General features: G+C 71.4%; 17 protein-coding genes. 13 read left to right on the top strand and 4 right to left on the bottom strand.

Annotation, left to right across the window (positions count from 1 at the left end):
• Positions 1–42: 42 nt before the first annotated feature.
• Entirely contained in the window at positions 43–717 is a 675-nt protein-coding gene (locus NE236_RS30670; RefSeq protein ID WP_252845679.1) for a response regulator, read from the top strand.
• Positions 718–824: 107 nt separating this feature from the next.
• Here NE236_RS30670 and NE236_RS30675 read toward each other — a convergent pair whose 3' ends face one another.
• Positions 825–1,076, bottom strand: a complete 252-nt coding sequence (locus NE236_RS30675; RefSeq protein WP_308209174.1) for a TFIIB-type zinc ribbon-containing protein — start codon at positions 1,074–1,076, stop codon at positions 825–827.
• Between the two features lie 206 nt (positions 1,077–1,282).
• The gene (locus tag NE236_RS30680; protein WP_252845681.1) at positions 1,283–3,013 is read right to left on the bottom strand and encodes a hypothetical protein; all 1,731 of its coding nucleotides are present in this window, start codon (positions 3,011–3,013) and stop codon (positions 1,283–1,285) included.
• 375 nt (positions 3,014–3,388) lie between these two features.
• Here NE236_RS30680 and NE236_RS30685 point away from each other — a divergent pair, with 375 nt between their 5' ends.
• From NE236_RS30685 to NE236_RS30735, 11 genes are all read left to right on the top strand, one after another.
• Complete coding sequence (locus tag NE236_RS30685; protein WP_252845720.1) at positions 3,389–4,117, top strand: IclR family transcriptional regulator; 729 nt, start codon at positions 3,389–3,391, stop codon at positions 4,115–4,117.
• 67 nt (positions 4,118–4,184) lie between these two features.
• Positions 4,185–5,042 (top strand): NAD(P)-dependent oxidoreductase, encoded by an 858-nt coding sequence (locus NE236_RS30690; protein WP_252845682.1) that lies wholly within the window; start codon positions 4,185–4,187, stop codon positions 5,040–5,042.
• A gap of 866 nt (positions 5,043–5,908) precedes the next feature.
• The gene (locus NE236_RS30695) at positions 5,909–7,015 is read left to right on the top strand and encodes a ferritin-like domain-containing protein (protein WP_252845683.1); all 1,107 of its coding nucleotides are present in this window, start codon (positions 5,909–5,911) and stop codon (positions 7,013–7,015) included.
• A 477-nt stretch (positions 7,016–7,492) separates the two neighbouring features.
• Complete coding sequence (locus NE236_RS44745; protein WP_252845684.1) at positions 7,493–7,783, top strand: septal ring lytic transglycosylase RlpA family protein; 291 nt, start codon at positions 7,493–7,495, stop codon at positions 7,781–7,783.
• Between the two features lie 459 nt (positions 7,784–8,242).
• Complete coding sequence (locus NE236_RS30705) at positions 8,243–9,280, top strand: sensor histidine kinase (protein ID WP_252845685.1); 1,038 nt, start codon at positions 8,243–8,245, stop codon at positions 9,278–9,280.
• Positions 9,277–9,954 carry a response regulator transcription factor gene (locus NE236_RS30710; protein ID WP_252845686.1) on the top strand — a complete coding sequence of 226 codons (678 nt, stop codon included), beginning with the start codon at positions 9,277–9,279 and terminating at the stop codon, positions 9,952–9,954. Before NE236_RS30705 ends, NE236_RS30710 begins: the two co-directional genes overlap by 4 nt.
• A 69-nt stretch (positions 9,955–10,023) precedes the next feature.
• Complete coding sequence (locus NE236_RS30715) at positions 10,024–10,905, top strand: ABC transporter ATP-binding protein (protein WP_252845687.1); 882 nt, start codon at positions 10,024–10,026, stop codon at positions 10,903–10,905.
• Between the two features lie 15 nt (positions 10,906–10,920).
• The gene (locus NE236_RS30720; RefSeq protein WP_252845688.1) at positions 10,921–11,664 is read left to right on the top strand and encodes an ABC transporter permease; all 744 of its coding nucleotides are present in this window, start codon (positions 10,921–10,923) and stop codon (positions 11,662–11,664) included.
• A gap of 1 nt (position 11,665) precedes the next feature.
• Positions 11,666–12,829 carry a sensor histidine kinase gene (locus tag NE236_RS30725; RefSeq protein WP_252845721.1) on the top strand — a complete coding sequence of 388 codons (1,164 nt, stop codon included), beginning with the start codon at positions 11,666–11,668 and terminating at the stop codon, positions 12,827–12,829.
• Positions 12,830–12,861: 32 nt separating this feature from the next.
• Entirely contained in the window at positions 12,862–13,467 is a 606-nt protein-coding gene (locus NE236_RS30730) for a response regulator transcription factor (protein WP_252845689.1), read from the top strand.
• A gap of 139 nt (positions 13,468–13,606) precedes the next feature.
• On the top strand, positions 13,607–14,185 hold the full coding sequence (locus NE236_RS30735; RefSeq protein ID WP_252845690.1) for a biotin transporter BioY: 579 nt from the start codon (positions 13,607–13,609) through the stop codon (positions 14,183–14,185).
• 165 nt (positions 14,186–14,350) lie between these two features.
• On the opposite strand, the gene NE236_RS30740 is transcribed toward NE236_RS30735, so the two are convergent.
• Positions 14,351–14,974, bottom strand: a complete 624-nt coding sequence (locus tag NE236_RS30740; RefSeq protein ID WP_252845691.1) for a TetR/AcrR family transcriptional regulator — start codon at positions 14,972–14,974, stop codon at positions 14,351–14,353.
• Between the two features lie 78 nt (positions 14,975–15,052).
• Between NE236_RS30740 and NE236_RS30745 the strand changes: the two genes are divergently transcribed.
• The gene (locus NE236_RS30745; RefSeq protein WP_252845692.1) at positions 15,053–16,342 is read left to right on the top strand and encodes a GH1 family beta-glucosidase; all 1,290 of its coding nucleotides are present in this window, start codon (positions 15,053–15,055) and stop codon (positions 16,340–16,342) included.
• On the opposite strand, the gene NE236_RS30750 is transcribed toward NE236_RS30745, so the two are convergent.
• Positions 16,343–17,413 (bottom strand): CapA family protein, encoded by a 1,071-nt coding sequence (locus tag NE236_RS30750; RefSeq protein ID WP_252845693.1) that lies wholly within the window; start codon positions 17,411–17,413, stop codon positions 16,343–16,345.
• Between the last annotated feature and the right edge of the window lie 23 nt (positions 17,414–17,436).

Consider the following 17,436-nt stretch of genomic DNA (forward strand, 5'->3'; position numbering starts at 1 on the left):
ACGGCTACCCGGTGATGGGGCCCGTGATGTGATGATTAGGGGGTGCATTTCCCCATCAGGGTCGTGCTGGCCGACGACCAGACGCTCGTACGGGCCGGGTTCCGCTCGATCCTCGACAACGAGGACGACATCAGCGTGATCGCCGAGGCCGGCGACGGGTCCGAGGCCGTGCGCCTCGCGGCGGCCGAGCGGCCCGACGTCGTCCTGATGGACATCCGGATGCCCGTGCTGGATGGGCTGGAGGCCACCCGGCGGATCGTCGCCGACGAACGGCTCCGCGACGTCAAGGTCGTGATCCTGACGACGTTCGACCTGGACGACTACGTCTACAGCGCGCTGAAGGCCGGTGCCAGCGGATTCATGGTGAAGGACACCGAGCCGCTCGAGCTGATCCACGCCGTCCGCGTCGCGGCGCGGGGCGACGCCCTGCTCGCGCCGTCGGTGACCCGCCGGCTGATCAGCGAGTTCGCCGCGAGGATCAAGGAACCGCCGCCGTCCGTCGAGCTGAACGCCCTCACCGACCGCGAGCGCGAGGTTCTCGAACTCGTCGCCGCGGGACTGTCCAACGACGAGATCGCCACGAGGCTCGTCGTCAGCCCGGCGACGGCGAAGACGCACGTGAGCCGGGTGCTCACGAAACTGCGCGCCCGCGACCGCGCACAGCTCGTCGTCCTGGCGTACGAATCCGGGCTGGTCCGGCCCGGCTGGCTCGGCTGATCCCCGGGGCCGGATCGTCCAGCGTGGCACCCGCCGGAACCTCATCGAGCGACCCGGCCCCTATCGCGACCTCTGGGAGGCCGAACGCCTCCCGAGCGCCGACCGCGCTATTCGGCGGGCGTGAACATCTGATGCATGATCCCCCGACGATGGCGGCCGTGGTAGGACGCGTCGGCGTCATCGGCGGTCGGATCGAACTTGGCCAGGTAGTCACTCTCGGCGTCGATCAAACGCTCCAGCTCCCCACGATCCAGGAAGACGCCGTGGCAGCCGACGCATTCCTCGATCATCACTCCATTACGTGTCCGAACGTCCCACTCCGCGGAACACTTCGGACACGTCATCCCCGTCGCAGCCATTGCGGCTCCCCTGTGAACGAATTCGACGATCAGGCAAGACTAATAACCATCACCGTGAGAGGGAACGTTTTTCGGGTGGCGCCCGGGTGATCACGAAAAGCTCGGAAGGTCCCGTCCGACGGGACGGATACGGCGTGGCCCGATCCACGCCGTGAACCGCCGACAGAATAGTGACCTTCGGCACGCGGCGGCGGCGAATCGTTCGGTCAGCGGGTCGGCTCGGGAGCCTTCGGCCCGGCCGCCCGTCCCCGCCTTCCGAACGGCAGCGTGACGTGGTTCCGCCGCACGATGATCAGGCCGGCGAGCCACAGCAGGAGCGCCTCGGCGACCACCGCGATGCCGAGCGCGGTCGTCCAGGATCGATGTCCATCCCGGAGCGTGTCGGCCGGCGCGACGGCCGTCAGCTCGGAAAGACCGTCTGGCCGGGACGCCACCGGGGTCTGATCCGGGGCGACACTCGGCAGCAGCGGCATCGCGGCCGGCGTGGACGGCCGTCCCGGCGCACTCGCCGGCGGAGCGCCCCCGTCCGCACCGGTCCCGAGGGCGGCGCCGGCCCCGGCGGCGCCGACCGGCCCGACGGGTTCGGCCGGTGGCACCGGCGCGACCGGCTGCGCGTGCTTCGGCGATCTGAGGGACTCGGCGGCCCGCGCGGCCTTCACCCGGGACCGTGCCGCTCCAGGCGCGGACGGCGCGCCCAGAGCCTGAGCCGGGACGGAAACCGGGGCGTGGGCCGAGGCCGGAGCCAGGGCCTGGCCGTGAGCCGATGCCGGATCCGACACCCGTGGCGAGACCGCGCCCGATGTTCGAGGCGACGCCGCGCCCGGCGCCGCGACCGCGGGCCGAGCGGGATCCGCCGCCTGGACCCGGGCGCCGGCCGAGGCCGAGCCTGGGGCCGCGGCCAGGGAACGAGCCGAGCCGGGAGCCTGGACCCCGGTGCGAGCGGGCGCTGAGCCCGGTGCCGCGACCGAGGACCGTGCCTGAGCGGGGGGCACAGCCGCGGCGGAGCTCGCTTCGGCGGCGCGCGTTCCGGCCGCCGGCCGGGATCCGCTCCTGCCGCTTCGCGCCGGGAGGCGCGGCGCCCGGCGTGGCACCGCCTTCGGAGCCCTGCTCCGCGTCCCCGCGTCACCGGATGGCCCGGCGCTCGCCGGGTCTCCGTAGCCGGACGCCGATCCGGGACGTTCGGCGGTCGGTTGGGTGGACGCCGACGCCTCCGGCGAGGCCGGTGCGGGCGCGACGCTCCCCGACATGCCCTGCGCCAGCGGCGACCACAGGCCGGGCATCTCCGGCGACGTGCTCTCCTGAGGTGACGCCTCGGGAGATCCCCCGATCGCGGAGCCGTCGGTCGGCGCGGCCGCGGGGATGTTCGGCGCGGCGGACGCGTACGGGCTCGGTTCGGGGGCCACGGAGGCCGACACCGCAGGATCCGAGACCGGCCGGGTGACCGGAGCCGCGGAGACCGGAGGCCGGGCGGCCCGCAACGCCACCACGGAGCCGTGGGAGGCGTTGGCCGCGCGCGCCTCCACGGTGACGGGCGGCTCCATCGGGAGGGACTCGCCGGTACGCACCCGAACGCGCAGCGTACGCGCCGTGGTCAGGTCGCCGAGGTCGCAGCGCAGCACGGGCGCCGACGGGGTGTCCGCGCAGGCCGTCGCGGGACGATCCCAGGCCGCCGGCCGTACGGTCGTCAGGATCAGGCGCACGCCGATCGCCGTACCGCCGACCGGCCGCACCGTCACCGCGTACTCCACCGCTCCGGGCGTCACCGAGACGACCCGGACCGAGGCGTCGACGCGCACATCGCGGACGGGCGCCACCGGCACGGTCAACGCGGAGGCGGACAGGGCCGACCCCGGCAGCGGAACCTCCCCCGCGACCGCCGGAACGGTCATCGCGGCCGTACCGATGGCGGTCAGAATGGTCCTGGATACCGCCTTCATACCGCTGTCTCCCCACACAGATGCCTGTCGGCCTCCGGGGGGACGGGCCGGGAGCCCGTGAGGTGATCGCTCCCCACTACTACCGCACGATCGCCGAGCGTAACCACGGCCGGACGAGCGTTTCGGGGAAGCTGAACATTCTTTCTACACTTCCGACAGGCGTCGAGAGGAGTTCGCGTGGCGACCGAGGAGCCGGTAATGCCTTCCGAGGGGGGACCGGCCCGTCCATCCCCCGAGGAGAAGCCGTTCCTCTCCGCCGAGGGAGGGCCGGCTCACCCGCCGGCCGTGCTCCCGGCCGTGCTCCCGGCCGAGGGAGAGCCGCCCGCCGCGCTCCCCGAGGCGCCGGCGGCACGGGTGGAGCGGTCGGCGTCGAGCGTGCGCTCGCTGGAACGCGCCTTCGAACTGCTCGACCACCTGGCCGACGCGGGCGGTCAGCTGGCCCTCACCGAACTCGCCGAGGTGTCCGGGCTGCCCATGCCCACCATCTACCGGCTGATGCGGACACTGGTGAACCGGGGCTACGTCCGCCAGGAGCCGTCCAAGCGGTACGCGCTCGGTCCCCGGCTGATCCGGCTCGGGGAGACCGCGGAACGCCTGCTCGGCTCGTGGGCGCGGCCGGTGCTCGCCCAGCTGGTCGACGAGGTCGGTGAGACGGCCAACATGGCGCTGCTGGAGGGCGACGAGGCGGTGTACGTCGCGCAGGTGCCCTCACGGCACTCGATGCGCATGTTCACCGAGGTCGGCCGGCGCGTCCTGCCGCACTGCACGGGCGTGGGCAAGGCCCTCCTGGCGCAGCTGCCGGAGCCGACGGTGCGGGAGATCATCGCCCGTACCGGCATGCCCGCGTACACGCCGCACACCATCACGGACCCCGCCGTGCTGATGGAGGAGCTGGCGCGCATCCGGCAGCGCGGCTACGCCCTCGACGAGCAGGAGCAGGAGGTCGGGGTGCGGTGCGTCGCCGTCCCGGTGATCGACACACCCACGCCGGCCGCCATCTCGGTGTCCGGGCCGCACGGCCGCCTCACCCACGAGGTGATCGAGGAGGTCGTGCCCATCATGCGCCGGACCGCCGGGCAGCTCGCCCGACGCCTCTCGGCTTGAAACTCCGAAACGGGAAATAACGGTCTAACCCGGATCGATGCCTCGCGGCCTGGGTAGAGGAGACGCCATGGACGAGCTCACCGTCGCCGTACTCGGAACCGGGATCATGGGCGAGCCGATCGCCCGCAACCTGCTGCGCGCCGGTCTCGCGGTACGCGTGTGGAACCGCACCCGGGCGAAGGCGGAGCCTCTCGCGGCGGACGGCGCACGCGTGTGCGACGAGCCCGCTGAGGCCGCCGACGGCGCGAATGTCGTCGTCACGATGCTCCACGACGGCGAGACCGTCGAGAACGTGATGGCCGGCGTGCTCCCGGCCATGGAGGAGGACGCGGTCTGGGCACAGATGAGCACGGTCGGCGCCGAGGCGGTGGACCGTCTCGCGGAACTGGCCCGCAAGCGCGACGTCACCTTCATCGACTGTCCGGTCCTCGGCACCCGCAAGCCCGCCGAGGACGGGGCCCTCGTCGTCCTCGCCGCCGGCCCCCACGACGAGCGCGCGGAGCGGGTCTTCGACGTGATCGGTTCCCGGACGGTATGGCTGGGCGACGGCACCGAGGCGTCCCGGTTGAAGCTCGTCCTGAACAGCTGGGTCCTCGCGCTGACCACGGCCACCGGTGAGGCGATCGCCCTGGCGGAGGCCTTCGGACTGGACCCCCGGCTCTTCCTGGAGACGATCGCGGGCGGAGGTCTCGACTCGCAGTACGCCCAGATGAAGGGCAAGGCGATCATCGCCGGGGAGCTCGCGCCGAGCTTCAAGACGGTCAGCGCCGCCAAGGACGCCGCCCTGGTCGCCTCGGACGGGCGGTCCGCCGGGGCGGCACCTCGGGTCGCCGAGGCCGTACGCGACCAGATGCGCCGTGCCGTCGAGCTCGGCCACGGCGACGAGGACATGGCCGCCGTCTACCACGCCGCCCGCCACCCCTGACCCCGCCCGCGCCTGACCCCGCCCGCGTCCGACCCCCCCCGTGTCTGACCCGCCCGCGTCCGACCCGGCGCGCGTCTGACCCGGCGCGCGTCTGACCCGGCGCGCGTCTGACCCGGCTCAAGCCCCGCCGTCGACTCTCAGCCCCCGTGTCCAGCCCCCGCCGCCTCGCGGCACCGGGCACCGCCCGGGAACCGTGAGGCTCGCCGACCCCGCCATCTCCTGCGTTGACTTTGGGAAAAACGCCGTTTCGGCGGTCCACGGAAGGGCGACTTTCCCAAAGTCAACGAGAGCGAGGAGCGCCCGGTGGGCGGACGATCCGGAGATTCGTTACAGTCCGCGCTCGCGCCCCGACTGAGTGCGATCCCCCCGCATCTGCGGAACGGCCCCTTCCGCCGCGCGGAAGCCAATATCACGAAGACCTCGGACGAGATGATCAATTCGCCGTCGCCGGGTGGATCCATTTGAAGTACGACGCAAAGACACTTTTCCGGCGACCGGAATCGATCATCGACGACGTCCGCACCGCCCTCTGGCAGCGCGGCCACCGTTGACCTTGGGAAAATCGCCGTTCTGAAGGAGCTTGGATGGGCGATTATCCCAAACTCAACGGAGGGGTGGGGAAGGCAGGCCCCGGCGGAAGCCGCAGCTCGGCGGCGGGGGCTCGGGGTTGTCTGTGGCGGGCGTACGGGGCGGCGCGGCGGGTGCGCGGGTTCGGGGCGGCGGGTGCCCGGGGGCCGGACTCGTCGCCGGTGGGCGTACGGGGTGACGGGTGCCCGGGTTCGGGGGGAATGTTCGGCGGACGGCCTTGGCGGGGGCTGCTTTACGTGCTACGAACAAATGTAAAGCCGATCCCCCAGGAGGCCTCGATGACGATGCGCGACCGCTACACCATGCCCGTCCCCGACGGCACCTGGGACGTGCCCGCCGCGGGCGCCGCGCGGTTCACCTGGGAGTACGACGACGGCCGTGACCGTCTGCTGTCCCTGTACCAGAAGGGCAAGGACAAGCAGTGGGACGCCCAGAAGCGCATCGACTGGGATGTTCCGGTCGACGTGAACAACGTCGCCGGGCTGCCGGACGAGTTCAACCCGCTCGTCGGCTCCGACGTCTGGGAGCGCATGCCGCAGGAGGGACGCGACGAGTTCGGCCGGCATCAGGGCGCCTGGCTGTTCAGCCAGTTCCTGCACGGCGAGCAGGGCGCGCTGACCGTGTCCGCGCGGATCGTCGAGTCGGTGCCCGACCTCGACTCGAAGTTCTACGCCGCGACCCAGGTCATGGACGAGGCCCGGCACGTCGAGCTGTACAAGAAGTTCGTCGACGAGAAGCTCGGCCTGTACTACCCGATCAACGAGGACCTGGCGAAGCTGCTGGAGGAGTCGCTCACCGACGGCCGCTGGGACCTGCCGTACCTCGGCATGCAGGTGCTCATCGAGGGCCTGGCCCTGGCATCCTTCGGCCTCTACCGCGACATGTCGACCAACCCGCTGGTCAAGCAGCTCCTCGCGTACGTCATGCAGGACGAGGCGCGGCACGTCGCGTTCGGGCGGCTGGCGCTGAAGGACTACTACGCCGAGCTCACGGAAAAGGAGCGGGCGGATCGCGAGGAGTTCGTCGTCGAGGGCTGCTACCTGATGCGCGACCGGTTCAAGGGCAAGGAAATCTTCGAGAACCTCGGCATGCCGGTCAAGGAGTGCATGGAGTACGTCGACAACGGGCCGGTCTACACGCTGTACCAGTCACTGCTGTTCAGCCGGATCGTCCCGTGCGTCCGCGACATCGGCCTGTGGGGCGACAAGGTGCAGAAGGCGTACGCAGACATGGGCGTGCTCGACGCCGCGAAGGGCGACCTCGTCCAGCTGATGAGGCAGGACGAGGAGATCGCCGAGGAGGTCGACCGGGCCCGGCACGAACGCGAACTGGCGGAACGCCACGCGGAGGTCCGCGCGGCGATCGCGGACGGCGGCGCCGAGTAGGAGTCACCTCACCCCGGATCCGTTCGGTGGGACACCCATCGAAAACGGCGAGTTACCCGCGATCACGGTGCGTGGCCGCCTATCGTCGGGGACTCGTGCGTGGGATCTCCGGGTTCCGCGCCGTTCGAGCTCCGGGCCGTCTTCCGGCCGGAGCTCGATGTCCTGTCCCCTACCGAAGGACGGTCCGTGGGTACTGCCGGCCGACATCGCCAGGTTCCCCGATCCACGCGCCTCTGCTCCGGCCTCCTCGCGGTCGCCGGGTTGGCCGCCGCCACGCTCGCCGCGACCGTCGCGACGCTGATCGGATCCGGCCGGTCCGCGCCTCGGGCGGACGTCGGGGCGGCCGCCGTTCCCGCGGCCCCGCCTGCGATCCCCGGGCGGGCGAGCCGGGCATCCCGCCGCAGTCCGGTCCGGGCTCGGGCGGCGCGGCACCGGGCGGCACGGAAGAGGACGCGCCGGACGCCGAGAAAGAGGGTCGTGGCCGGCGGGAACTGTGAGGCGTCGTACTACGGCGCGAGCACGGCGACCGCGAGCGGCGCGCCGTTCGATCCGGAGGCGCTCACGGCGGCCCACCGTACGCTGCCGATGGGGTCGCGGGTCCGCGTCATCAACATGAGCAATGCTCGATCCGTCGTCGTACGGATCAACGACCGGGGGCCGTTCGTCCCGGGCCGGTGCCTGGACCTGTCCACCGCGGCGATGCGGGCGGTCGGCGGGGTGCTGTCCGGAGTGATCCCGGTGCGGTACGAGGTTCTCGCGGGCGTCTGAGCGCCCCGCTGCGGACTCCGGCCCGAAAAGGAGTGAACGCCCGCGGGTAGGCCCCTTCCCCCAAAGAAGCTCGACCCGCGGACGTTCACCTTCCTGCGGCTTGGACGGGTACAGATCCAAGCCTGCGGATCCGGCCGTCGCGTCGCGTCCCCCGTTGAATCCCCCAATTCATCGCGACGCGTCAGCCGTATATGGTGGTCCGTGTTCTTGCAGTAGCTACGTTATGTGAGACGGAGACGGCATTCCGTCCACCCTGGGTTGACACTTCCCCGTACACCCCCGGTTGACCTGCGGCTTTGCCCTTTTTTGGGGTTGACAAGGCAAGTATCGACCGATGATCGGAATGTGGCTGTGAGGAGGCCGGCACTGAGGGCCGGGGGGCCCGTGAGTCCGGCCGACATCATTCTGTCGGCCGGAGTGTTCGCCGCCTTCATTCCCTACATTCACAGGAGTGGCAATATGCCACTCGCGATCGGTCTCGGCACACTGAACGCCACCCTGCTGCTGGCGAAGAAACGCTTCCCCAGGGTGACGCTCGCCGGTTGTCTTCTGTTGACAGCGGTGCTGGCGGTGCTCACGAGGCGTTCCTACCCCGTGACGCCGGCGACCCTCGTCGCACTCTATGCGGTGGGCCGCTACTGCACCCGCGGCATGGCGCTGGCTGCGGCGGTCCTGACGATCCTGGCCGGGTTCTTCGCCGCCCAGGTGTCCGAGCGCATCCCGTCGTACACCCTGAAGAACGTCCAGGTACTCGGCTGGGTGGTGCTCGCGGTCCTCGCCGGCGCGTGGGTTCGGACGCAGAGGGCGCGCGTCCGGTATGTCGAGGAACGCGCCGAACGCGCCGAACGCGGACGCGAGGAGGAGGCGCGGCGCAGGGTCGCGGAGGAGCGGGTGCGCATCGCCCGGGAACTGCACGACATCGTCGGCCACGCACTCATGTCGATCAGCGTGTTGTCGTCGGTCACCTCCCGGATCATCGAGCGTGACCCGGCGGCGGGACGGGACGCGCTGCGGACGATCAGCGGGGTGAGCAACTCGGCGCTGCGGGAGATCCGCAGCACACTGAGCCTGCTACGGGAGGGCACCGAACCGCTCAAGGCCCCGGAACGCGGCCTCGACGACCTCTGCACGCTCATCGAGCAGGCCCGCATGAGCGGCCTGCCGATCACGATGAAACATGACGTGATCAGGCGGGAGATCCCGGCGATCATCGGCTTCACGGTCTACCGGATCGTCCAGGAGAGCCTGACCAACATCACCCGGCACGCGGAGGGCGTCACCAAGGTGATCGTCGCCGTCATCTGCGCAAACGATTACCTGGATGTCACCGTCGTGAACGACGGCGCTGACGCCACCTTCAGCGAAGGTGACGGCATCGGCATCCAGGGCATGCGCGAACGCGTCACCGCCACCGGCGGCCGCCTGGACACCACGGCGCTGCCCGGCGGCGGATTCCGCGTACACGCGCGTCTGCCGCTGAAGGAGGCATCCCGATGACGATTCGTGTCCTGCTGGCCGATGACCAGACGACCGTACGGGCGGGGTTCCGGATGCTCATCGACTCCACCGAGGACATGCACGTGGTGGCCGAGGCGGCCGACGGCACCCGCGCCGTCGAGATGGCCCGGGCCACGATCCCGGACGTCGTCCTCATGGACATCCGGATGCCCGGCATGGACGGCATCGAGGCCACCCGCCGGATCACGTCCGACCCGGCGCTGTCCGACGTGCACATCCTGATCCTCACGACGTTCGAGCACGACGAGTACATCTTCGGCGCCCTCCGGGCGGGAGCCGGCGGGTTCCTGCTCAAGGACACCGATCCGGACGATCTCCTGGACGCGATCCGGGTGGTCGCCTCCGGGGAGGCGCTGCTGGGCCGGGGGCTGACCCGGCGGGTGCTCAAGGAGTTCGCCGCTCAGCCGCAGCAGCCGGAGGCCGGCGGCAAGGACCTCGACGTGCTGAGCGACCGGGAGCGGGAGGTACTGGTGCAGATCGCCATCGGCCTCACGAACGAGGAGATCGCCGCCAAGCTGCACCTCAGCCCCGCCACCGCCAAGACGTACGTGCATCGGATCATGACGAAGCTGCACGCCCGCGACCGGGTGCAGTTGGTGATCTTCGCCTACGACAAGGGACTCGTACGACCTCGGTCATCGGACCGGCGATGACAAATGTCATCGCGAAGCGAGGATCGAGCACACTAGGGCGCTGACCGGCGCGAATCTAACGTTCTGGGCATGAACGCAATCGCCTTCACCGGGGTGTCCAAGAGCTACGGGCCGGTCCGCGCCGTCGAGGGGCTGGACCTCACGATCGACGCCGGCAGCACCGTCGCGCTGCTCGGCCCGAACGGAGCCGGGAAGTCCACCTCCATCGGAATGCTGCTCGGTCTCGTACGGCCGTCGGCGGGCGAGATCCGCGTCTTCGGCGACAGCCCCGACACCGCCGTCAAACAGGGCCGGGTCGGCGCGATGCTGCAGGACGGCACGCTCGTCCCCGGGCTGACCGTCCGCGAGGTCGTCTCCTTCATCCGTGGCCTGTACCCCGACCCGATGCCGCTGGAGGAGATCCTCGCCCTGGCGGGCCTCACCGACCTCGCCGGGCGCCGGGCCGACCGGCTCTCCGGCGGGCAGGCGCAGCGGGTACGGTTCGCGATCGCGATCGCCGGGGCTCCCCGCCTGCTCGTGCTGGACGAACCCACCGCGGCGATGGACGTCGAGTCCCGCCGGTCGTTCTGGGGGAGCATGCGCGAGTACGCGGCGACCGGCCGCACGATCCTGTTCGCCACCCACTACCTGGAGGAGGCGGACGAGAACGCCGACCGGGTCATCGTCGTCGCCCGGGGCCGGGTCGTCGCGGACGGCACCCCGAACGAGATCAAGGCGGCGGTCGGGACCGGCACCGTCCGGTTCACGATCGGCGACCAGCCCACGGCCGGGCTCGACGCCCTGCCCGGCGTGACCGGCGTTGAGATCCGCGGCTCGGTCGCGCAGTTGCGGACGACGTCCCCGGACGCGACGGTCCAGGCGCTGTACGCCACGGGCCTTCGCGTCACCGACCTCGAGGTCAGGGGCGCCGACCTGGAAGAGGCGTTCCTGTCCCTCACCCACGACAACTGACCTGGAAGGACCGCGATGCTTCGCTACCTGGGCGTGGAGATCCGGCGCACGTTCCGCGACCGGCGCTTCGTCTTCTTCACCATGGCCGTCCCGGTCGTGTTCTACCTGCTGTGGGCGAACGTCTTCGGCAAGGCCGACGGCACGGTCGGCGGCACGGGTCTGAACACCCGGACCTATCTGATGGTGTCGATGGCCTCGTACGGCGCCCTCGGGGCGGCCCTGACGACGACCGGCAGCCGGCTCGCGGCAGAGCGGCAGAGCGGCTGGCTGCGGCAGTTGCAGATCACTCCGCTCCGCCCCTGGGCGGTGATCACGGTAAAGATCATCGCGTCGATGTGCCTCGCGCTGCCGTCGGTCATCGTGGTCGGTCTCGCCGCGGTGCTGACGCAGCACGTGCACCTGTCACCCGCCGAGTGGGGCGGGATGATCGCTCTGATGTGGCTCGGGACGCTGCCGTTCGCGGCCCTCGGCACGCTGGTCGGCTCGCTCGTCGGCCCGGACGCCGCGCAGCCGGTGACCCTGATCTGCTACTTCGGGCTGTCGATCCTCGGCGGCCTCTGGATGCCGGTGCAGACTCTCCCCGCGACTCTGCGCCACGTCGCCCATTGGCTGCCGTCCAACCGGTTCGCCGGACTCGGCTGGAGCGTCGTCGGCGGTCATGTGCCGCCCGCTTCGGACGGCCTCGTGCTCGCCGGCTGGGCGATCGTGCTCGGCGCACTGGCCATCGGGGCCTACCGCCGCGCTACTGTTCGTGGCTGAGATGAATCTCCTGGCCCCGCAGGACGCCGATCGGACGACGGACCAACCCCGCTGGCGCCGGTTGATGTGGATGTCCCTCGGCCTGGTCTACCTCCTCATCTGGCCGCTGGGCGACATCCTCCGGCACGGCGGGTCCGCGGCCCGTATCTCGGGCCTGCTCGCCGCCCTGCTGTCCTTCGTGGTGGTCTTCATCGCGCTCGCGGCCAGCAACCACCCCGCGACCGACGACATCACCGCGCGCGCGTCGGTGCTGCTGGCCATCGCCACCGCGATGGCGATCGGCTACCCGGTGCTGTTCGGCTCGCAGTGGATCGGGCTCTGCATCTACCTGGGCGTCGGCTACGCGATGGTGCTTCCGTCCCGGTGGGCGGTGCGCGGCGTGGTGGCCGCCACCGCGCTGACCGCGGTGCTGTGCATGGTGGGGCACGCGCCCGGCGCCACCCTGGCCCTTCTGACGTTCGAGACGCTGACCATCGGCCTGATGATGCTGGGCTTCCGGGCCAGCCGGATGCTGATCGCGCAACTGCAGGAGGCACGCGGCGAGGTGGCCCGGCTGGCCGCGAACGAGGAGCGGCTGCGCATCGCGCGCGACCTGCACGACCTGCTCGGCCACACGCTGTCGCTGATCGTGCTGAAGAGCGAGGTGGCGGTGCGCATCGCCGACCGCGACCCCGCCAAGAGCCTCGGCGAGATGAGGGACATCGAGACGGTGGCCCGGCAGGCGCTGACGGACGTCCGCGCGGCGGTGAGCGGCTACCGGCGGCGCAGCCTCGCCGAAGAACTCGACAACGCCCGCGGTGTGCTGGCCGCCGCCGACATCGAGCCGTCCATCACCACGTCCGGGACGCCCCTTACGGAAGGGCTCGACGAACTGTTCGCCTGGGCGGTCCGCGAAGGGGTCACCAACGTCGTCCGTCACTCCCGCGCCCGTACCGCCGGCATCTCCGTCACCCGGCGGGGCGCCGACGCCGTCCTGCAGATCACCGACGACGGGTCGGGACCCGCCGCCGGTGACGATGCGGCGGGCGGCTGCGGGAACGGGCTGGCCGGGCTCGGCGAGCGCGTGGCCCGGGCCGGCGGGTCGATCGAGTCCGGGCCCACGCCGCACGGTGGTTTCCGGCTGATCGTGCGCGCTCCTCTCGACGCGCCGCCGCCGTCTGCGTGAGAAGGTCATCGGGTGCTCAAAGGGGTCGTGGGATGATTCGCGTACTGCTGGCCGAGGATCAGGGCATGGTCCGGGGCGCGCTCGCCACCCTGCTGAACCTCGAGGACGACATCGAGGTGGTCGGCGAGGCCGCCGACGGCGACGAGGCCCTGACCGTCGCCGCACGAACGCGACCCGACGTGGCACTGCTCGACATCGAGATGCCCGGCCGGAACGGCATCGACACGGCCGGCGCGCTGCGCACGGCACTGCCGGAGTGCCGAGTGATCATCTTGACGACGTTCGGCCGTCCGGGCTACCTGCGCAGCGCCATGGAGGCGGGTGCGTCGGCCTTCCTGGTCAAGGACAGTCCGGCGCGGGAGCTGGCGTCCGCGATCCGGCGGGTGCTGGCCGGCGAGCGCGTGATCGACCCGGCGCTCGCTGCCGCCGCGCTGAGCGCCGGCCCGAATCCTCTGTCCCCCCGCGAACGCGAGGCGCTGGCCGCGGCGGCCGACGGCTCCACCATCGGTGACGTGGCGCGGAAGCTGCACCTGTCGGAGGGCACGGTCCGCAACTACCTGTCCGCGGCGATTCGCAAGACCGGGGCTCGGAACCGCATCGAAGCCGTACGCGCGGCGCAGCGCCAGGGCTGGCTCTGACCTTCAGCGGTCCGCGACGAGGCGCCGACCACGAGGGCTTACAAAGCGGGGGTGCCATCTTTTGGCGGAGCCGCCGCCCGCCCACAGCGGCTCCCGGAAGGGACAATGAGCGCTATAACCCTCGAAAGGGAGGTTCGACGTGTCCAACACGCAGGCTGTGGCAACCCGTCCGGCCGTTCTCGGCGACCTGGTGCCGGGCCGGCTGGTCCGTGACATCGCGCTCGTCGTCGGAGCGGCGGTGTTCGTCGGGATCGCCGCGCAGGTGAGCGTGCCCATCCCCGGAACCCCCGTGCCGGTGAGCGGCCAGACGTTCGCCGTGCTGCTGTCCGGGGCGGCGCTCGGCCTCGGTCGCGGTGCCGCCTCCATGGTGCTGTACGCGCTCGCCGGAATGGTCGGCGTGCCGTGGTTCGCCCAGGGTGCCTCCGGCTGGCACATGGCGTCGTTCGGGTACATCCTCGGTTTCGTGCTGGCGGGGGCCGTCGTGGGCGCCCTGGCCGCGCGCGGCGGCGACCGGTCGCCGCTGCGGACCGTGGGCACGATGGCGGTCGGCCTCGCCGTGATCTACGCGGTCGGGGTGCCCTGGCTGATGGCCTGGACCCACAGCGACCTGGGCGGGGCGCTCTCGATGGGCGTCCGGCCGTTCCTCATCGGCGACGCGATCAAGGTGGCCCTCGCCGCCGGGCTGCTGCCCGGCGCCTGGCGGCTCCTCCGCCGCTGACGCGACGTCCCGGCCCGGGTCGCTGACGCCACGGCCCGGGCCGGGCGCCGTGGTCGGCACACGCGCCCGGGAGCGTACGACCGATGAGGTCACGTCCCGGCCTCGTGACCACGGCTCAGGCGTCGCGCGGGCCCGGCCTCGTCCGTCGAGGCCGGGCCCGCGTCGTCATCGATCGCCGAGATGGTCCGCCAGGTATCCGTGGATCAGGCGCTCCACCTCGGCCAGCAGTGCCGGGTCCCCGTCGGGGTCGTGGCGGAACGCCAGTTTGAGGACGGCGTCCGCCGCCTCGACGGAGACGGCCAGGGCGCGGGCGAAGTCCCCGTTGTCCGGGAGGTCGAACGCCCTGACGAGCAGCGCCTTCAGCCGATTCGCGACGACGGCGTTGTTCTCGGCCGCGACGTCGAGCAGGTGGACGTCGGCGATGTCTCCGAAGCGCAGCACGCGAAAGCCCGGGACCGTACGGTGCATGTCGACGAAGATCTCGATCACCGTGCCGACGGCGTCGTACCAGTGCGTGTACCGATCCCCGGCGAGCGCCTCCGCCACCCGGTCGCCGAAGATGTCCAGGTTGCGCAGCGCGAGCTCCTGCGCGATCGCCTTCTTGTCGGGGAAGAACTGGTAGACGGAGCCGATCGCGACGTCCGCGCGTTGGGCGATCTTGGTAGTGGACAGGCCGTCGTACCCGGACTCGTCGAGGATCTCCGCACAGGCGTCCAGCATGCGCTGGACGCGTTCGGCACTCCGTCGTTGCGCAGGTCGGCGGCGCAGCGCCGAGCTATCCGTCGTCACACGTCCAATCATGCCTTTTACGACGGGGATACCGGCGCGTAGGATCCGAGATCCGTTCACGTTCAGCGGAGGCCGCCCGTGTTCCCCTCTGACTTCCAATGGGGCGTCTCGACGTCGGCGTACCAGATCGAGGGTGCGACGGCGGAGGACGGCCGGGGCCCGTCCACGTGGGACACCTTCTGCCGGGAGCCCGGCCGCGTCCGCGACGGGCACACCGGCGACGTCGCGTGCGACCACTACCACCGCTGGGCCGAGGACCTCGACCTGGTCGCCGGGCTGGGCGCGCGGGCGTACCGCTTCTCCATCGCCTGGCCCCGCGTCCAGCCAACCGGCAGCGGTGCGGCCAACCCCAAGGGCCTGGACTTCTACGACCGGCTCGTCGACGGCCTCGCCGAACGCGGGGTGGCGGCCGTGCCCACGCTGTACCACTGGGACCTTCCCCAGCCGCTGGAGGACACCGGCGGCTGGATGAACCGCGACACCGCCCACCGCTTCGCCGAGTACGCCGCGATCGTCGCCGAGCGGCTGGCCGACCGCGTCGACCTGTGGATCACGCTCAACGAGCCGATGGTCGTCATGGCGTACGGCTACGCCTTCGGGATCTACGCGCCGGGACAGGCGCTCATGCTCGACGCGCTGCCCACCGCCCACCACCAGCTCCTCGGCCACGGCCTCGCCGCCACCGCCCTGCGCGACGCCGGAGCGGACCGGATCGGGATCGCCAACCACTACACCCCGGCCTGGCCGGTGAGCGACTCTCCGGACGACGCCGGGGCTGCGGTGGCCTTCGACAACCTGCTGAACTGGCAGTTCACCGACCCGATCCTGCTCGGCCGCCACCCCGACCTCGGGCTGGACCTGTCCCACGTCCGCGACGGCGACCTGGAGGTCATCGCGACGCCCATCGACGCGCTGGGCGTGAACTACTACAACCCGACCGGGATCGCCGCCTCGGAGGACGACGCGCTGCCGTTCGCGATGCGCGACCTGACCGGCTTCCCGACGACCGGCATGGGCTGGCCGGTCGTCCCGGACGGGCTGCACCGGCTGCTGGTCGACCTCCGGGACCGCTACGGCTCCGCGCTACCGCCGGTGTACATCACCGAGAGCGGCTGCTCCTACGACGAGTCGCTGGACGACACCGCCCGCATCGGCTTCCTGAACGCCCACGTCGGGGCCGTACGGGCGGCGATGAGCGACGGCATCGACGTGCGGGGGTACTACGTGTGGTCGCTGCTGGACAACTTCGAGTGGGCCGAGGGCTACCATCCGCGGTTCGGCCTGGTGCACGTCGACTACGCCACCCAGCGACGCACCCCGCGCGCTTCCTACGCGTGGTACCGCGACCTCATCGCCGGCTCCTCCTGATCAGGGTGCGGCGGCGAGCCCGCTGCAGCGGCGCAGCCCCTCCCACTTGGTGTGCGACCGGGTCGCCGCCCTGCCGCCGAGCAGCCGCGGCACGCCCTTGGTGATGAACACCGGCTTCCATTCGGCCCCCAGCACCTTCCGCTTGCGCAGGGTCAGCTCGAGGATGCCGGAGTCGGGGTCGTTGCGGTCGGGAGCGGTGAAGAAGAAGTTGCCGAGACCGTAGTCGACGTACCGGCCCTTCATGAACCCGCCGCCGAGCGGGATGTGGGCGTGCCCGCCGACGACCACGTCGGCGCCCGCCCGGACGAGTGCGCGGGCCAGCGTCCGCTGCTGGGGCAGCGGGCAGGGCTTCTTCTCCTGGCCCCAGTGCAGGTAGACGATGACGGTGTCGGCCGCGCGGCGCGCCGCGCGTACCTCCTTGACGAGGCGCGGGACGTTCTTGGCCGAGGCCAGGCCGCCCTTCTTCGTGGTCGCCGTCCAGGCGGTGACCAGGTTGTCGTCGAGGACCTGGGTGGCGCCGAGCACCGCGATCCGGTCGCCCTTCACCGTCACGTAGTAGGGCCGGTACGCCTGGGCGGCGTTCGCGCCGATGCCGACCGTGGGGAATCCGGTCTTCTTGATGGCGGCGAGGGAGTCGTGCAGGCCGACCGTTCCGTAGTCCATGGCGTGGTTGTTGGCCATGGTCACCACGTCGATGCCGGCGGACCGCAGCGCGCCGAACGCGCTCGCCGGGGCCCGGAACGTGAACTCCTTCGGCGCCTTCTTCCCCCGCGTGGTGATGGCGGTCTCCAGGTTGACCATCGCGAGGTCCGCGCGCGTCAGCTCGGGGATCGTGGGCCCGAGGGCGGTGGCCGGATCGGCCAGGCGTGCGGCGAGCCGCCCATTGAAGTGGACGTCCCCGGCGAACGCCACCGTGATCGGCCCGTCCTTCGCGCCGCCCGCCGCCGCCCGGCCGGACGAGGAGGAGGAGGAGGAGGCGTGCGGCGGGCTCTTCGCCCCACCGCCACCGCCGCAGGCCGCCGCCGCACCCGCGACACCGGCCAGCGCGAACATCAGCACCGTTCGCCGCATCACGCCCACCATCTCCGGGAAAG

The sequence above is a fragment of the Actinoallomurus purpureus genome, from assembly GCF_024055795.1.
Classification (GTDB): domain Bacteria; phylum Actinomycetota; class Actinomycetes; order Streptosporangiales; family Streptosporangiaceae; genus Actinoallomurus; species Actinoallomurus purpureus.